The organism is Arsukibacterium tuosuense, assembly GCF_900215315.1.
In the GTDB taxonomy this organism is placed as follows: domain Bacteria; phylum Pseudomonadota; class Gammaproteobacteria; order Enterobacterales; family Alteromonadaceae; genus Alishewanella; species Alishewanella tuosuense.
This window is the reverse complement of the sequence record NZ_OBEB01000009.1, coordinates 1-15,743: the sequence shown is the minus strand read 5'-3', so window position 1 is coordinate 15,743 and position 15,743 is coordinate 1. Positions and strand designations below refer to the sequence as shown.

The 15,743-nt window shown below is 47.2% G+C and carries 17 protein-coding genes; 6 read left to right on the top strand and 11 right to left on the bottom strand.

The annotated features are described in order from the left end of the window. Positions 1-113 precede the first annotated feature (113 nt). Positions 114-437, top strand: a complete 324-nt coding sequence (fdxA, locus tag CRO03_RS16450; RefSeq protein WP_097112744.1) for a ferredoxin FdxA — start codon at positions 114-116, stop codon at positions 435-437. Positions 438-463: 26 nt separating this feature from the next. On the opposite strand, the gene CRO03_RS16445 is transcribed toward fdxA, so the two are convergent. The 3 genes from CRO03_RS16445 to CRO03_RS16435 all read right to left on the bottom strand — a co-directional run bounded on the left by CRO03_RS16445 (position 464) and on the right by CRO03_RS16435 (position 3,152). After that, positions 464-610 carry a DUF3149 domain-containing protein gene (locus CRO03_RS16445; RefSeq protein ID WP_097112893.1) on the bottom strand — a complete coding sequence of 49 codons (147 nt, stop codon included), beginning with the start codon at positions 608-610 and terminating at the stop codon, positions 464-466. A gap of 102 nt (positions 611-712) precedes the next feature. Then, on the bottom strand, positions 713-1,210 hold the full coding sequence (locus CRO03_RS16440) for a TIGR02444 family protein (protein ID WP_245861699.1): 498 nt from the start codon (positions 1,208-1,210) through the stop codon (positions 713-715). A gap of 34 nt (positions 1,211-1,244) precedes the next feature. Continuing rightward, positions 1,245-3,152, bottom strand: a complete 1,908-nt coding sequence (locus tag CRO03_RS16435) for an ATP-binding cassette domain-containing protein (protein WP_097112742.1) — start codon at positions 3,150-3,152, stop codon at positions 1,245-1,247. A gap of 156 nt (positions 3,153-3,308) precedes the next feature. On the opposite strand from CRO03_RS16435, the gene CRO03_RS16430 reads away from it, so the two are divergent. Beyond that, on the top strand, positions 3,309-3,515 hold the full coding sequence (locus CRO03_RS16430; RefSeq protein WP_097112741.1) for a YheV family putative zinc ribbon protein: 207 nt from the start codon (positions 3,309-3,311) through the stop codon (positions 3,513-3,515). A 42-nt stretch (positions 3,516-3,557) separates the two neighbouring features. Here CRO03_RS16430 and CRO03_RS16425 read toward each other — a convergent pair whose 3' ends face one another. Beyond that, positions 3,558-3,785: a SlyX family protein gene (locus CRO03_RS16425; protein WP_097112739.1), complete on the bottom strand. Its 228-nt coding sequence runs from the start codon at positions 3,783-3,785 to the stop codon at positions 3,558-3,560. Continuing rightward, positions 3,778-4,749, bottom strand: coding sequence for a WD40 repeat domain-containing protein (locus tag CRO03_RS16420; protein WP_097112738.1), 972 nt, complete (start codon positions 4,747-4,749; stop codon positions 3,778-3,780). The genes CRO03_RS16425 and CRO03_RS16420 overlap by 8 nt, the downstream gene beginning before the upstream one ends. Positions 4,750-4,853: 104 nt before the next feature. Between CRO03_RS16420 and bamJ the strand changes: the two genes are divergently transcribed. Beyond that, on the top strand, positions 4,854-5,582 hold the full coding sequence (bamJ, locus tag CRO03_RS16415; protein ID WP_097112737.1) for a BamJ family beta-barrel-assembly machinery protein: 729 nt from the start codon (positions 4,854-4,856) through the stop codon (positions 5,580-5,582). Between the two features lie 62 nt (positions 5,583-5,644). Here bamJ and rsd read toward each other — a convergent pair whose 3' ends face one another. Next, positions 5,645-6,130, bottom strand: coding sequence for a sigma D regulator (rsd, locus tag CRO03_RS16410; protein ID WP_097112736.1), 486 nt, complete (start codon positions 6,128-6,130; stop codon positions 5,645-5,647). 163 nt (positions 6,131-6,293) lie between these two features. Between rsd and nudC the strand changes: the two genes are divergently transcribed. Together nudC and hemE are read left to right on the top strand one after the other, a co-directional pair. After that, entirely contained in the window at positions 6,294-7,091 is a 798-nt protein-coding gene (nudC, locus tag CRO03_RS16405) for an NAD(+) diphosphatase (RefSeq protein ID WP_097112735.1), read from the top strand. A gap of 626 nt (positions 7,092-7,717) precedes the next feature. Continuing rightward, positions 7,718-8,797, top strand: a complete 1,080-nt coding sequence (hemE, locus tag CRO03_RS16400) for a uroporphyrinogen decarboxylase (RefSeq protein ID WP_097112734.1) — start codon at positions 7,718-7,720, stop codon at positions 8,795-8,797. Positions 8,798-8,839: 42 nt separating this feature from the next. On the opposite strand, the gene CRO03_RS16395 is transcribed toward hemE, so the two are convergent. From CRO03_RS16395 to CRO03_RS16385, 3 genes are all read right to left on the bottom strand, one after another. Next, complete coding sequence (locus CRO03_RS16395; RefSeq protein WP_097112733.1) at positions 8,840-10,207, bottom strand: TonB family protein; 1,368 nt, start codon at positions 10,205-10,207, stop codon at positions 8,840-8,842. A 126-nt stretch (positions 10,208-10,333) separates the two neighbouring features. After that, positions 10,334-11,755: a Si-specific NAD(P)(+) transhydrogenase gene (gene sthA / locus CRO03_RS16390; RefSeq protein ID WP_097112732.1), complete on the bottom strand. Its 1,422-nt coding sequence runs from the start codon at positions 11,753-11,755 to the stop codon at positions 10,334-10,336. An 88-nt stretch (positions 11,756-11,843) separates the two neighbouring features. After that, the gene (locus CRO03_RS16385) at positions 11,844-12,962 is read right to left on the bottom strand and encodes an acyl-CoA desaturase (protein WP_097112731.1); all 1,119 of its coding nucleotides are present in this window, start codon (positions 12,960-12,962) and stop codon (positions 11,844-11,846) included. A 95-nt stretch (positions 12,963-13,057) separates the two neighbouring features. Between CRO03_RS16385 and fabR the strand changes: the two genes are divergently transcribed. Further along, a complete protein-coding gene (fabR, locus tag CRO03_RS16380) occupies positions 13,058-13,669 on the top strand; it encodes an HTH-type transcriptional repressor FabR (protein WP_097112729.1) in 612 nt (203 codons plus the stop codon). Here the strand turns inward: fabR and trmA are convergent. Continuing rightward, positions 13,666-14,754: a tRNA (uridine(54)-C5)-methyltransferase TrmA gene (gene trmA / locus CRO03_RS16375; RefSeq protein ID WP_097112891.1), complete on the bottom strand. Its 1,089-nt coding sequence runs from the start codon at positions 14,752-14,754 to the stop codon at positions 13,666-13,668. The genes fabR and trmA overlap by 4 nt on opposite strands. A gap of 170 nt (positions 14,755-14,924) precedes the next feature. Further along, positions 14,925-15,398, bottom strand: a complete 474-nt coding sequence (locus CRO03_RS16370; RefSeq protein WP_097112727.1) for an RNA recognition motif domain-containing protein — start codon at positions 15,396-15,398, stop codon at positions 14,925-14,927. Positions 15,399-15,743: the final 345 nt, after the last annotated feature.

Genomic DNA, 15,743 nt, shown 5'->3' with positions numbered 1-15,743 from the left:
CGAAGCTTGCACACCTGTTCTTTATGTAGGCATGGACAGAGGTAGTTGCGGGTTTGATTTTTCTCTGTGCTACAGTATGATCCGCATCCTGTAAATTATGGAGCCGCTACCTTATGGCCTTTGTGGTGCTTGATAACTGTATTAAATGCAAATACACCGACTGCGTAGCAGTGTGCCCGGTAGATGCATTTTTTGAAGGGCCCAATTTTCTGGCAATAAGTCCGACTATTTGTATCGACTGCGCGCTGTGCGAGCCAGAGTGCCCGGCTAATGCCATAGTGCAGGAAGACAAAGTACCCGCAGCGCAGCAAAGCTTTATTCAGCTTAATGCCGAACTGGCCGAGCTCTGGCCCAATATCCGCGAAGTAAAAGCCCCGCCAGCCGATGCCGACAGCTGGAATGGCGTGCCGGATAAAATAGCCTATCTGGAAACTTAGCTTAAAACTGCTGTTGCCGGCCAGGCTCAGTGTTGCTTTGAGTCTGGCGTATCGTGGTCAATTTTATAGATGAAATAGACCGCGTAAAACAGACATAAGCCAATAACAATGGCTAAACCACTAAACGAAATAAAAATCACCGGATCATTTAAAAATTCATGCCACAGGTTCATAACCTTACCCTCTTTTGTTGCCATAACTGACGTGTCGATGCATCAAGTTTAGGCAGGGTTGCGGGGGTAGGAACTGATACAGATCAAACTTTAACGGCTGCTTTAGTTGAGTTGTTGCAGCGCTTGACGCAGATCAATAATTTGCGCTGTTAGCAGCGGATCGTTGGCGTTAAGCTGTGCCAGATACAGCTCAATCAGTGGTTGTGCGGTAGCCGTTAAAGGAGGGCAATATTCCAACAGCAGTTGTTGTTCTAACTGTTCCAGCGACAGCTCGGCCTGCAGCAACGTTTGCTTAAGGTGTTGCTGTTGGTTAGCAGCCAGGCTGGCGCCGCTGCTATTACGGCGTAGTGTTCGCAGCGGCTGGGTAAACTGGCAGCTGAAGTTGTTTAGTTTAGCGGCCAGTTGCAGTAGCTGCTGCGAAGTAAGGCTAAGCTGCTGTTGCTCCAGATAGCAGAGCAATAGCAGCAGATTAACATTAAGCCTGAAGTCATCCTGCCACTGCAGACACAGCGGCTGGACTTTCGGATACAACGCCAGACTGAATTGCCAGAGCTGCTGCTCAGTCGGGGCTGGTGCTATTGTTTTGCCGCTGTTAGCCATTGTTTTGCTGCTCTTAACCGTAGTTCTGCCGCTTTTAGTTGTTACTTTTCAAAAAACGCTCAGTTTGTTGCTCTAACTCATCCTGCGCCATAAACCAGTCTTCTTCAATGCTGCTCAGGCTACTGCTGGCAGAGGCTTGTTTTGCCAACAAGGCAGTAAGTTCAGCTTTACGTTCTGCGCTGTAAATATCCGCATCAGCCAGCTGCTGTTCAATGCTGGCCAGTTGCTCTGTCAGCTTTTGCTGCTGTTGTTCCAGCTTTTCGACTTTTTGTTTAAGGGGTCTGAGTAAATTACGCAGCTCGGCTTCCAGCCGTTTCTGATCTTTGCGAACAACATTGCTGCTTGCTGGTGCCTCCGCCTGGTTGCTATTACTGCTTTGCCGGGCATCCTGCTGCAGCCATTGGTAGTAGTCTGCTAAGTCGCCATCAAAAGGTGCCACCCGACCATGCGCGACCAGATAAAACTCGTCAGTACAGCTACTGAGCAAATGGCGGTCGTGCGAGACAATAACAATAGCACCTTCGAACTCCTGCAGCGCCATCACAATGGCTTCGCGCATATCCAGGTCAAGGTGATTGGTCGGCTCATCCAGTAATAACAGGTTCGGCCGCTGATAAACGATTAACGCCAGCACCAACCGGGCTTTTTCACCGCCGGAAAAGGGCGCACAGGCTTCCAGCGCTTTATCGCCATGAAAACCAAAGCCGCCCAGAAAATCGCGTAGCTTTTGCTCGGGCACCAGTGGGTCCAGCCGGACCAGATGCTGCAAGGGTGAATCTTGCGGGCGCAGGGTTTCCAGTTGGTGCTGGGCAAAATAACCGAGGCTTACGCCATTGGCATACCAGATGTCGCCACTTTGCGGCTGCATGCCGCCTGATAGCAATTTAATTAAGGTGGATTTACCGGCACCATTGCGGCCGAGCAAGCCAATGCGGCTGCCGGGCAGTAGCTGAAACTTAATCTGGCTTAGGATCACATGGTCGGCATAGCCCGCCTGGACGTTTTCCATTTTCAGCAGTGGGTTGGGCAGCGTTTTCGGTTCACGAAAACTAAAACTAAAGGGCGAGTCGACATGAGCAGGTGCCAGGATGGTCATCCGCTCCAGCGCTTTAATCCGGCTTTGCGCCTGGCGGGCTTTGGTAGCCTGAGCTTTAAAGCGGTCGATAAATTTTTGCAGGTGGGCCACCTGGCGTTGTTGTTTGTCAAAGTTTGCCTGATGCTGCGATAGCTGCTCGGCGCGCTGACGCTCGAACTGGCTGTAATTACCTTTGTATAAGGTCAGAGTCTGGCGTTCGATATGGACAATGTTGTCGGTAACCGCATCCAGAAAATCGCGGTCATGGCTTATTAGCAACAAGGTGCCCGAATAGTTAGCCAGATATTTCTCCAGCCACAGTACGGCATCTAAATCAAGGTGGTTAGTGGGTTCATCCAGCAGCAGTAATTCGGCTGGTTGCATTAGCGCTTTCGCCAGATTCAGGCGCATGCGCCAACCACCAGAGAACGATTTAACCGGCTGTTGCTGGGCATCACCGCTAAAACCCAGGCCATCAAGTAGCACCCCGGCTTTCGCCTCAGCCCGGTAGCCATCCAGTGCTTCAATTTGTAAATGCACTGCCGCTAAATCCGTCTCGCTGCATTGACTGCGGGCTTTCATCAGTAACGGAAATAACTTTTCATCGCCTTGCAACACATAATCCATGGCGCTGCAGTCCAGTGCCGGGGTTTCCTGGGCAACGGTAGAGATAACCCAACGCTCCGGAATATTAATATTGCCGGCATCAGCATGCAGTTTTCCCTGCAGCATCGCGAACAGACTGGACTTGCCGCAACCATTGGCACCAATAATTCCGACTTTTTGGCCCGGAAATACGGTAAGATCGGCATTGCTAAACAAAGCCAGTGGGCCGCGGCGCAGTTCAACCTGCTGTAACTGAATCATGCTTTTACCTGTAATACTGAACTAGGCTGCCAATTTTACGCTATAACCATAAGATACCCAAACAACTTCAAGATGCTCTTAAGCTTGCATCTTGAAGTTGTCTGGGTATAAACCAAGGGCTAAGCTGAAAATTGCTGCTAATGAAATGAGATGACTATGACTGTTCGCAAGAAAAAACGCTTTATCGCTGGTGCCAGCTGCCCGAAATGTCATGCTGTAGACACTATGATGTTATTTCTGGAAAACAACGTGGAAAAAGTAGAGTGTGTCAGCTGCGGCCATCAGATGGTACAGCCAGACCAGCAGGTAACGAAAGCCAGCCGCGCCAGTGAGCAGGTTATTGGCGTTTTTAAACCAGACTAATGATCCTAAGCAGGTTACCGCAGCCACAACCTGCTTTATCAATTAGTAATGTGGTGGAGGTGGTTCTTCCTCTGCTGACAGGATGCCCTGATCATCGGGCAGCTGTCGCAGTTTTTCAGCCAGCAACATTACCTGTTGCTGTAGTTTTTCTATCCGGACCTGATGTTGGTGTAGTTCATTGTTCAGGCTGTTAACGGTGTCTTCCTGAAACGCCAGTTTACTTTCCAGCTCAATTAATTGTTGCTGCATTGCAGCATCTCGTTCAGTCATAATTTATTTCCCATACCTCGGCGTAACCACTGGAACTTTCACTGATTATACGTGTTGGGCTTAAGAATGCTACTGCATGCACCACAGCGCTGGCCGGACGACTGCCCTGACGCGGCGCTACCCGCCAGCGCTGTAATTCCTGGCCGTCACTGACGCGCCATAACACCAGATTGCGGGTTGGCGCGCCGGTAAGTAGATGATCGCCATCGTCGCTAAAACGTACTGCGCTGAATACCTGCTGCCTGGCGGTAATTTGTAAGGTGCTGACTAAAGCACCGGTTTGTATATCCCATATTCTGGCTAGGCTTTGACTGTCCGCAGTGAAGGCAAAGCGGCCTTGTGGGTCCAGTGCCACTTTACTTACCCGGCTGGGATGGCTGAAAGTATGAATAATCTGTGCGCTGTCGGTGTCCCACAGATAGGCCTGGTAGTCATTACCACCGGATAGGGCATAACGGCCGTTAGGCGACATGGCGACGCTGTTGATTTTTTCACTGTGGCCCAGAAACTCCAGGCGCCTGCCGCTGGAGAGTGTAATGTGCTGCACGGCACCATCACTTTTGCCAATCAGCATATGGGCACCATCGGCAGAGACGGCAATGTCCCGCACGGTCGACTGATCAAGTTGCCAGAAACCAACATTCTGACCGGTGTCAGTACGCCACAAGGCAAAATTTTGTTGATCAGCGCTCAGCACATGGCTGTTGTCCGGACTAATCGCCAGATTGAATACCAGATTTTCCTGCTCAGGGTCATGCTGCCACTGATATTTAAGCGCGTTCTGCTCAAGGTCCCAAAATGCCAGACCGTCTTGCACTGATGATACAACAGCATAACGGCCATCTTGAGCGATTTCGGCGGCATAGCTGCCCTGGGCAACATGTTGCCACTGCTGTAGTGCTGTTGTTTCTACTTTTGTACATGAAGCGATTAAAAAAGTAAGAAAAAGCACAGGATATTTCATTGTGGGTGTTAACCTCATTCGCACAAACCGTTAGTATAGGGCAGAACCTGACTAATTATTAAAACACATTTTTGCAGCCAGGCTGCCAACAATTGGAGAATTGAATGCGTGTAACAACCAAATTATCACTGATCGCCGTAGCAATGTTAACTTTAACTGCCTGCCAGCAAGAACAGCAGCCTGAAGCGCCGGCATTAGATACAGAACAAGCTAAGCAAGCATACAGCCTTGGTGTGTCAGCCGGTCGTTATCTGGAAAGCACTATTCAGGAATATGAAAAAATTGCTGTAGAGTTGGACAGTGAATTAATCATGCAAGGTGTAAAAGATGGCTTGGCGGGCAATTCCAGCGTTAGTGATGATGAAATTCAGCAGCTGCTAGCCACTCTGGACGAGCAGTATCGGGCGAAGCAAGCTGAAATTGCTGCAGCAGAATCTGAAGCTGTGATCGCGGCTGGTAAAGCTTATTTAGAGCAAAATGCTGGCAAAGAAGGCGTAACTGTTACTGATTCAGGTTTACAGTATGAAGTGCTGGAGCAAGGTGACGGCGCTAAACCGGTAGCCACTGATGTCGTAAAAGTTCACTACACTGGTACATTAACAGATGGCACTAAATTTGACAGTTCTTACGATCGCGATGCACCTGCTGAATTCCCATTAAACCGGGTTATTCCGGGTTGGACAGAGGGTGTGCAGCTGATGAATGTGGGCTCAAAGTATAAGTTTACCATTCCGTCTGAGCTGGCTTATGGTGAGCGCGACATGGGCGTAATTACCCCACACAGCGTTTTAGTATTTGAAGTTGAATTGCTGGAAATTGTTGCTGGCGAATAATCACAACAATGGCAGCGACAACACCGTTGTTGTCGCTGCTGCTATCTTCAGTTTTTCATTTCTCAGGCTGAGACACCAGCGTCAGTATGCTTAGCGTGCAAAGTGTCAATCAGCTCGTCTTCCAGTTCAAAGCGCTCTTCTAACGCCTGACCCAGTTCAGAAAGCTCCCGGTCGAATGCTGCGCTGTTACGTGTACTTAAATGATCAGCATAGGCATCATTAAAACTCAGAGCCAAATCCGTTGATACCGAAATTTTTGGATACAAGCTATCGGCTAATTTACGAGAGTCTGTACCATTTACTGTGCACTGGTCGACTATACGTTCATAGACTTCAAAATGCCCTGCTGACAAATAGTCCATCAGCAATTGACAGAATTCACGAATTTTTTCCTGAGCAGGCAGCGTATGGCGGTCCTTCTCAAATGGTGGCAAGCCGGCTAACTTGCAATAACAGACGATAAGCTGCTGACGCTCGTCAAGCCAGTTGTCTATAGCAGTTAACGACCCTCCCCATTTTTTTTGCGCTTGTTGCACACGACGGTACATTGCCTTCTCCTTAAGAGCAGTAAAGTTCTGCTACCTATAATTAAAAGAAATTCACACGAAAGATCAACCATTTTTTTATTGGTCAGCCCAGTACTCTAGCCGTATCATAACAACAGCACACTGATATGTAACTGAATAAAGTTCGTCAATTAAGGACCTTAACATGATTAAGCACAGTATAACGCTGACAAACGACAAACCGGGCTTTTGGTTTATTGTCAATAAAGGGCGATTATATCTGACAAGCGATAGTCAGGTGCCACAAGGGACGTTAGCAACGTTAGCGGTAGCGGTTGAACCTGAGCAAATTTGCTGGTTGGGGGATTATCAACAACAACCCTGCTATCTGGTGATTGATCATGATCAGATTGTTGATGAGTCATCCTGGCATTCGGCCCGCAGCTTGCTTACCAAGAATGAGATATTGTTCCAGTTTGCGGCAAGAGCCTTACAGGTTGCGTTGTTTCTGCAAACCCATCGCTTTTGTGGCCAATGTGGCAGCGCTATGCATTTAGTTAACTGGGAGCTGGCAGCACTATGTAGCAAATGTGGCCATCGTTGTTACCCACGAATCGCTCCTTGTGTGCTGGTAGGCATTACCCGGCCGGGACAAATACTGCTGGCACGGTCTACCCGTCATAAAGCCGGCTTTTTTTCCATACTTGCTGGTTTTGTTGAGTCAGCCGAAACGTTGGAGCAAGCGGCTGTGCGTGAAGTGAAAGAAGAGGTGGGAGTCGACATTGTCAATCTGTCTTACATCGGCAGCCAGCCGTGGCCTTTCCCTCACTCGTTAATGACTGGATTTACGGCAGACTATCTCAGTGGTGAAATTGTTTGTCAGCCGAATGAAATTGCTGAAGCGGCCTGGTTCGATTTAAATGACTTACCTGAAGTGCCACCTGCCGAAACATTGTCCGGTCGGATTATCAGGCAATTACAGCAAAGAAATATGCAGGGGTGATTTTATCAATGCGGAGCGTTGGCCCCAAGGGTCTGCGCCAAGGATGGCAGCAAATAAAAAATCTTCTGGAAAGGTTTTTAACAATGCGGAGCGTTGGCCCGTAAGGGTTTGCGCCATGGATGGCAGCAAATAAAAAAGCCACATAATGTGGCTTAACTTAGTACAGCACGGTCCTGTGAAACAGGCTTCTCGCTTATAATTCTTCACTAGCGCGAGTATTTTATAACAGATAGTGTTAATGGATACAAGCGTTGATCCTAAAAAACATGAACTGCAGATTAATGGCCTAGGGCGTGTTGACGTTTGGTGGTTGTTTTTGCAGCTGAGTGGCTGGTATTTATACAAGGCAGAGCTTGTGATGTGTAGTTATTCTACATGAACAAGCGATAACGCAGTAGAAATGCCAGCCACACGCTGCCCGTAGGGCTCATCTGGCGACGCTTTGCTCTTTGTCACTCGTCGCTTATTTAGAATGGCTAAACCGGGTACCGCGTACGGCGTTCCTCGTTTCGCGAGAAAAACGTCGCCAAAGCGAACAAAATCTCATCAGCAAACGTCAACACGCCCTAGAGTCGGGCGGACACAGATGGTAAACTTGCGTAGTTTTTATTGAAGGCGAATGAATTATGCAGTTACAAAACGACCGTTATCTGCGAGCACTGCTAAAACAGCCAGTTGATCGTACACCGGTTTGGATGATGCGACAGGCAGGCCGTTATTTGCCAGAGTATCGTGCCACAAGAGCAGTGGCAGGTGACTTTATGTCACTGTGTAAGAATCCCGAACTGGCGTGTGAAGTAACGCTGCAGCCGCTACGTCGTTATCCATTGGATGCCGCCATTCTGTTTAGTGATATTTTAACCATTCCAGATGCTATGGGCTTGGGGCTGTACTTTGGTGAGGGTGAGGGGCCTAAGTTTCAGCGGCCTATCCGTGATTTTATGGACGTGGTAAATTTACCAGTGCCTGACCCGGAACAAGAGTTAAGGTATGTAATGGATGCAGTACGTACCATTCGACGTGAGTTAAATGGTAGTGTGCCATTGATCGGGTTTTCGGGCAGTCCCTGGACCCTGGCGACCTACATGGTGGAGGGGAGTGGCAGCAAAACCTTTAGCATCATTAAGAAAATGATGTACAGCGAGCCAGAAGTACTACACATGCTATTAGATAAACTGGCGCAAAGTGTGGTGCTGTATCTGAATGCCCAGATTGCTGCAGGTGCTCAGTCAGTAATGATATTTGATACCTGGGGTGGCATTTTGACACCGCGCGATTATAAAGAGTTTTCACTAAGCTATATGCAAACTATTGTTAATGGCTTAACGCGCGAGGCCGACGGTCGTAAGGTACCAGTTACTTTGTTCACTAAAAATGGTGGTCAGTGGCTGGAAGTGATTGCCGCCACGGGCTGCGATGGTGTTGGTCTGGACTGGACAACGGATGTTGGTAGTGCCCGTGCCAGAATAGGCAACAAAGTTGCATTGCAGGGTAACATGGACCCATCGGTGTTACTTGGCTCGCCGGAACGGATCCGCCAGGAAGTACAATCTATACTGGATAGTTTTGGTCAGGGCTCGGGACACGTGTTTAATTTAGGGCACGGTATTACCCCTGACGTTGACCCTGAAAAAGCAGGAATATTTATTGATGCGGTGCAGTCGTTAAGCCGCACATATCATTTGGATACCAGTGATAAAGAATAAAGATAAAAATAACGTTAAGGCCATCATCTGATGGCCTTATATTTAATTCATCCCAGCGACAGACGTCTGATAATCAAGCAATAAATCCTCAAAGTTTTGGGTTGCCCAGTTACGTTTTCTTGCTTCAGTTATTGCCTGTTGCAGCATCGCTTCTCCCCGCCCTTGCTGGCCAAGTTCAATAAAAGCAACACCCAGAGTAGATAATAAATCCGGGTGATTGGGATCGATAGCGCGTCCCTGTTCGGCAAGACTGACTGCTTTATTGGGGTTATAGATTTGAGGATCATCTGACATTGCCAACAGTGACGCATAGTCTGCTATAGCAGGCATGTATTCCTGTAACGCCGCCAGTTCCAGATAACGGGCTGCTTTACGTGGCTCGAAATTGACATTGTTACTGTCTAGTAGCTCCTGCGCAAGCAAATAGGCTGCTTTGGGGTTGCCGCCTTCAGCTGCCACGGCCAGCCAGTTTATCGCTTTGCTGCGGTCCTTGTCGCAACCATTACCGGTGATCAGACATTGTGCTAAGCGGTACTGAGCAGTCTGATGGCCATTAATCGCCGCTTTCTGATACCACTCCAACGGGTTTTCAGTTTTTAGGATGTTACTTTCAGCGAGGATGGCATATAAATACTGGTACTCCGCAAACTCAGCCCGGGCCGCTGCGGCTATTGCATCCAGATATTCCTGATTGTCACGATTGAAGCGGCGTGATTGTGAGCCCTGAGCGGCGTTAATTTGAAAGCTATGCAGCTGCATTTCAAGGCGCATCGTGTCGCCATATAAGTCCCGTGGCGGCTCAAAACGCCAGCTGTTGACAGCCCGCAGGACATATTCATTGATACCGTCTACCGGAAAGGATGCGATTACTTTGGCATTCTCTACTTTGCCATCTTCATTTATATCATAGTGCACTACAGCCCAGGCCGACACGCCGCCACGTTCAAAATAACTGGGAAAGTTTGGTTCGTCCTGGCGAATCGCTTTGATCTTTGCGCCACTACCCACTACAAATCTGTTTGCAATGGGATATAAGTTGCCGAAAAGAGCATCTTCACCAAATTTGCTGTTAAGTTCGCTAAAAGCTTCCTTACCATCGCGGCGAGACTCAAGTTTTCGTCTTAACGCTAAATATTGTTTTGCTGCTTCCGGATGATCGCGGTCACGGGCAATAAGTGTCCAGGCGTAAGCTTTATTAATGTCTATTTCAGTGCCCAGTCCTTCAGCATATATTCTGGAGACCAAAAACTGTGCTTCAACATGACCCAGCTCAGCCAGCTTTTCCAGCCTGGGTTTTGCCAGCTGATATTCCTGTTTTTCAAACAGCGATTTCGCAGTAGGAAAATCTGCAAATGCATGCCAGGAGAAGCAGATTGCAATCCAAGCCAGACTAATACGAACTAATGGCATAACAGGTCTCCACGACTTTCCTACAAAATTTTATTCTTTCATTGAGTTTACAATGATTTATCAGTCAAAACAAAAATAATTATATTGTTTTATTTCAAATGGTTATAAGGCAATCTTGTATGTAAATCAAAAAAGTCTGTTGAGACCATTTAATGCTGCAACCCGGTATGCTTCAGCCATAGTAGGGTAATTAAAAGTCGTATGAACAAAATAGTTAAGACTATTGCCGCCGTTTGTTTGCATCATAATAGCCTGACCTATATGGACTATTTCTGCAGCGCGCTCCCCAAAACAGTGAATACCAAGTATTTCCAGCGTGTCGCGATGGAACAGTAATTTCAGACTGCCAACGCTGGTATTTGCGATCTGTGCTCTGGCCAGGTGTTTAAACTGGGCTCTGCCCACCTCATAAGGAATTTTAGCATTGGTCAGTTCCTGCTCAGTCTTACCCACTGAACTCATTTCCGGAATGGTATAAATACCGACGGGAATATCAGCAATCAGATGACCATCCAGATTACCTTTTACAATGGCTTCACCGGCCAGCCGGCCCTGGTCGTAAGCTGCACTGGCCAGACTGGGATAGCCAATTACATCGCCAACGGCATAAATATTGTCAATACTGGTTTGATAACGGGCATTTACTTTCACTAAACCGCGGCTGTCTGAGTCCAGATTTATCGCTGCGAGATTCAACATATCCGTATTGCCGGTGCGGCCATTGGCAAACAAAAAGCAATCTGCTTTCATTTTTTTGCCTGATTGTAGGTGCAGAACGACGCCATCTTCATGACCTTCTATTTGCGCAAACTCTTCGCCGTGTCGGATCGTCATGCCGGAATTCCAGAAATGATAACTAAGCGAATCTGAAATCTCTGCATCCATAAAAGACAGCAAGCGATCCCGGGTATTTACCAGGTCAACTCTTACGCCAAGTCCACGGAAGATCGATGCATACTCACAGCCAATGACGCCGGCGCCATAAATGATAATGTGTTTAGGTTCATGAGCCAGTGATAAAATGGTATCACTGTCATAAATACGAGAGTGGTTAAAGTCTACCTGAGGCGGACGATAGGGTCTGGACCCGGTGGCAATAACAATAGTCTCGGCAGTCAGGTTGTAACAACTGCCATCTTTGTCAGCAACTTCCAGAGTATGGGCGTCTATAAAGCGTGCCTCACCCTGATGAATCTTCACCAGATTGCGATCGTAAAAGCCTGCTCTTAGTTTCACCTGTTTGCGAATGACGCCGGCAGCATGTTTCAGGATCTGGGAAAAAGTCAGTCGGGTAAGCTGGTCATCTAATTGGAACAACGGGTTTTCATTAAACTCTATCAGCCGGCTAACGGAGTGCCGTAATGCTTTTGACGGTATTGTGCCCCAATGAGTACAGCCACCACCAACCGATTTATAACGTTCAATGGCTGCTACCCGTTTACCACTTTTTGCCAGATACATGGCCGCGCCTTCACCGCCCGGGCCAGTGCCGATAACAATGGCGTCATAATCATATGCTGTTTTTTTTGATTTGTTTTTTTCGGTCACAAGTACTGCCTTGTTCAATAAAAACCACTGCTTATCAGCATAACAGGTCTTTATAACAAAAAAAGAGGCCGTAGCCTCTTTTTCAGTATCATTGGAAAGCTGCAGTCAGCCTTTGCCAATGCTGATGTTGTTGTTGCAAATGATATTTAAATTCGCGGTAGCGCTGTTTAAAATCAGCAGATTGATATTGCTCAATCAAGGCTTGCTTTTTCTGTACAACAAATTGCTTTTTAAGCTGATAGAAATCCTGCATTCTGGCAACCAGTAACTCATACTCTCGTTCCAGTAATTGTAACAACTGTTCAGAATTGGGTAGTAACTGGGCTTTTTGCTGGGCACGTAGCAATTGCATTTTAGCTTTTGCCAGGGCAACACGTTCTTCCGGTACAACACGTAAGTTACGGGTCAGGCCAACAAAACTGGCAGATTTTATCAACCATTTTGTCGGGTCAAACTGCCACCATCTGATACCATTTCTGTAATCATATTCAAATATATGGTGGTAATTGTGATATCCCTCGCCATAAGTAACAAATGCCAACACACCATTGTCACGGGCTGAGTTTTTGTCAGTATATGGTTGGCTACCCCAGATGTGAGCCAACGAATTAATAAAGAAAGTGAAATGATGACTTAACACCAGCCTCAACACGCCGACACTCAGGATCATGCCTAGCATATTGCCACTTATCCAGCCGAGTATTAGCGGAATACCGATGTTAGTGGCTATTGTCAGTGCTAAATAATGTTTGTGCTGCCATGCAACAACCCGGTTCTTTTGTAAATCACGAACATTGGAGTAATCGTTGTATACATCGCCCTGGTAATCGCGCAACATCCAGCCGATGTGGCTGTACCAGAATCCGCGACCCGCAGAGTAGGGATCTTTGTCGTTGTTATCGACATGGCGATGATGATCCCGATGATCTGACGACCAATGCAGAGCGCTATTCTGCAGAGCGAAAGCGCCGCCAATAGCAAAGGCCCATTGCAGAATGGGATGCGCATCGTAGGTTTTATGTGCCCACAACCTGTGATAACCGGCAGTAATAGACATACCACAATAGCCGAGAGCTAAAATGGTAGCGATAATTTCAAACCAGCCAAATCCCACCGCAACGGCATACCAGGGAACAGCGATAGCCGCAACCAGGAAAGTCAGGCTGAATAAGATGGTGGTGGTCCAGATAATGGGAGCTTTTTTCATATAGGGCACTTTGAGCTTACAACTGTACGCCAATTTAACTAGCCAGCAGAGTCAGGTCAAGGTATATAATAGCTATTTTTTCGATAGGACGTGCCGTGAGCAGAGCGCAGCAGAAGGAAAGAACGCGTAAAGCTATAATAGAAGCTGCTTTTTCTCAACTAAGTGCAGAAAAAAGCTTTGCCAGCTTAAGTTTGCGCGAAGTTGCCCGGGAGGCCGGGATAGCACCTACTTCATTTTACCGCCACTTTGCGGATATGGATGAATTAGGCTTAACATTGGTAGATGAAGCCGGCTTAATGCTGCGCCAGTTAATGCGCCAGGCCCGACAGCGCATTGAAAATAACGGTAGTGTTATCAGCACGTCCATTGAAACTTTCATGGAGTTTGTCACCGGTAACAGTAATGTCTTTCGCCTGTTGTTACGTGAGCGCTCTGGCACCTCCGCTGCTTTCCGTGCCGCTGTAGCACGCGAGATTCAGCATTTCTCAGCGGAGCTGGCGCACTACTTGCGAAAGGAAACGGCTTGTCCCGATGAGCTGGCGCAACTTCAGGCAGAGGCGATGGTAACCTTGGTATTCCACACCGGCGCTGACGCCCTGGATGCACCGCCGGAGCAGTATGCCAGTTTAACCAGCCGCACCGTCACTCAATTGCGGTGGCTGGCACATGGTGCGGCCAGCTATGGCAGAAATAAAGTGAAAAGTTAACGCTTTTGCAGCCAGAGCCCGGTTTCAACATGATGACTGTAAGGGAACTGATCAAATAGTGCTGAGCTGACAATCCGATGAGTTTTATTCAACTTCTGCAGGTTATCGGCCAGCGTTTCCGGGTTGCAGGAGATATATATAATATCGTTGAAACGACTGACCAACTGCAATGTATCCGGGTCTAAACCTGCGCGCGGAGGATCAACTAACACAGTATTCAGCGTCATGCTCGCCAATTCGATATGCTTTAACGCGGTACCGCTAACCAATGCTTTTGACACATCTTCGGCGGACATTTGCAACACCTGAACATTATCAATGTTGTTTAATTCGATATTGTACTGAGCTGACTTTATTGAGTTTCTTGAAATCTCAGTCGCTACTACCTGATTGAAATAACTCGCTAAAGCCAGAGAGAAATTGGCATTACCGCAATACAGCTCAAGTAAATCACCATTAAGCCGACTGGCTACTTGTGCCGCCCAACTCAACATGTGCTGATTTACGCCCGCATTCGGCTGAGTAAAGCTGCCTTCTACTTGTTGGTACGCCAGTGTTTTAGTGCCCACCGTAAAACGTTCCGTGACAAAGTCTTCCTTCACAACAATTTTTTGCTTCCTGGCCCGGCCAATAATTTTAACTGGCCATTCAGGCAATAACTCAGCCGTTAACGCTTTTGCCGCTTCGAGCCACTGCTCGTCGAGTTGTCTTTTATATATCATACTGATAAGAAGCTCGCCTGATAGCGTTGCCAGGTAGTCCAGTTGATACAACTTATAACGTAAGGCTTGATTAAACTGAATTTTGCTGAGTAGCACCGGCATAAAATCTGCAATCAACTTTGCTGCCACCGGAAAGTAATCAATTCTGACTTTTTGCTTGGTGGTGGGATCAAACATTGCGTGGTAGATGTCGTCGCCATCGTGCCAGATACGGAATTCAGCTCGTTGGCGGTAGTGGCTGGATTCAGATCGGAAAATGTCGATATCAGGTAAGTTATAAGGAGCAAGAAGCTGGGTTAACAGCGTCTTCTTATTGTCTAGTTGGGTGTCATACTCAGCGGGAAATACCTGACCTATTTGCATAATCGTCTCTGCTTGCTTTAAAGGCGGTATTTTAGGTGTTTTTACATGTGACGCAAATCTTAGTTTGGCTTTCAGCTGCTGCTCACTAAAGAAGGCAGTGCTATAACGCCGGCTTAACACCGGCGTGGTAAAGTAGAACTTAGAAGATAATAAGATTACTTCTGTTCTATTTATTCCTGGTTATCGTCTTCCTGGCGCTCTTTTGCTTCGCGTACTTTTAATGTTCTTTCCTGAAATTCGAAATCGTTAAGTTTATTAATCATTTTAGCAGCGTCTTTAGCCGAAACTTCCACAAAACCAAAACCACGCCGACGCCCAGTCTGTCGATCTTTCATCAAACGGACATTCTTAACTGCACCATAAGAAGAAAATAACTCTTTAACTGCGTCTTCATTTGCCCGGTAAGGCAGATTGCCAACATATAAAGTTGCTGTGTCGCCGCTGAATTCTTGTCTGGTGACACTGGGGCTGGCAGCCGCACCTTTGACATCAACCAGAACGGGGACCAGAATACCAGCAAGCATAACACCTATAACGACGAACCAAGCCTGGTTGATTTCCAGAGTAAAGAATGCAAAAGCGAAATAAGCCAGCACAGCCAATGCCAGAGTATAAGGTAATGAAGCACGTAAAGTTGGTAACATAATCAATTCCTAAATACAGAGAATAAAAAAGGGCCTATTTATAATAAGCGAAACTATATTAACGGTTAGATCTTAAGCAGCCAATAGAAAAAATTCTTTAATTTAAATAACATTGCTCTGAAACTACCCAAAAAGTGTGATTTATAAGCAGTTGCAAGCTAAAACCACTTTTTTGAGATGTAATTCCTTGCACCACAATTAAAACGCCCTATAATGCGCGCCATGCCAAGGGGTGCTGCGCTAAGCAGGGTTCAGGTGAGATAAGCCGGATTGCAAAAATCTTTAAAAAAGACCCTTGACAGTCAGGTTTAAATCACTAAAATGGCGCCCTCGCTTCAGGGAGGT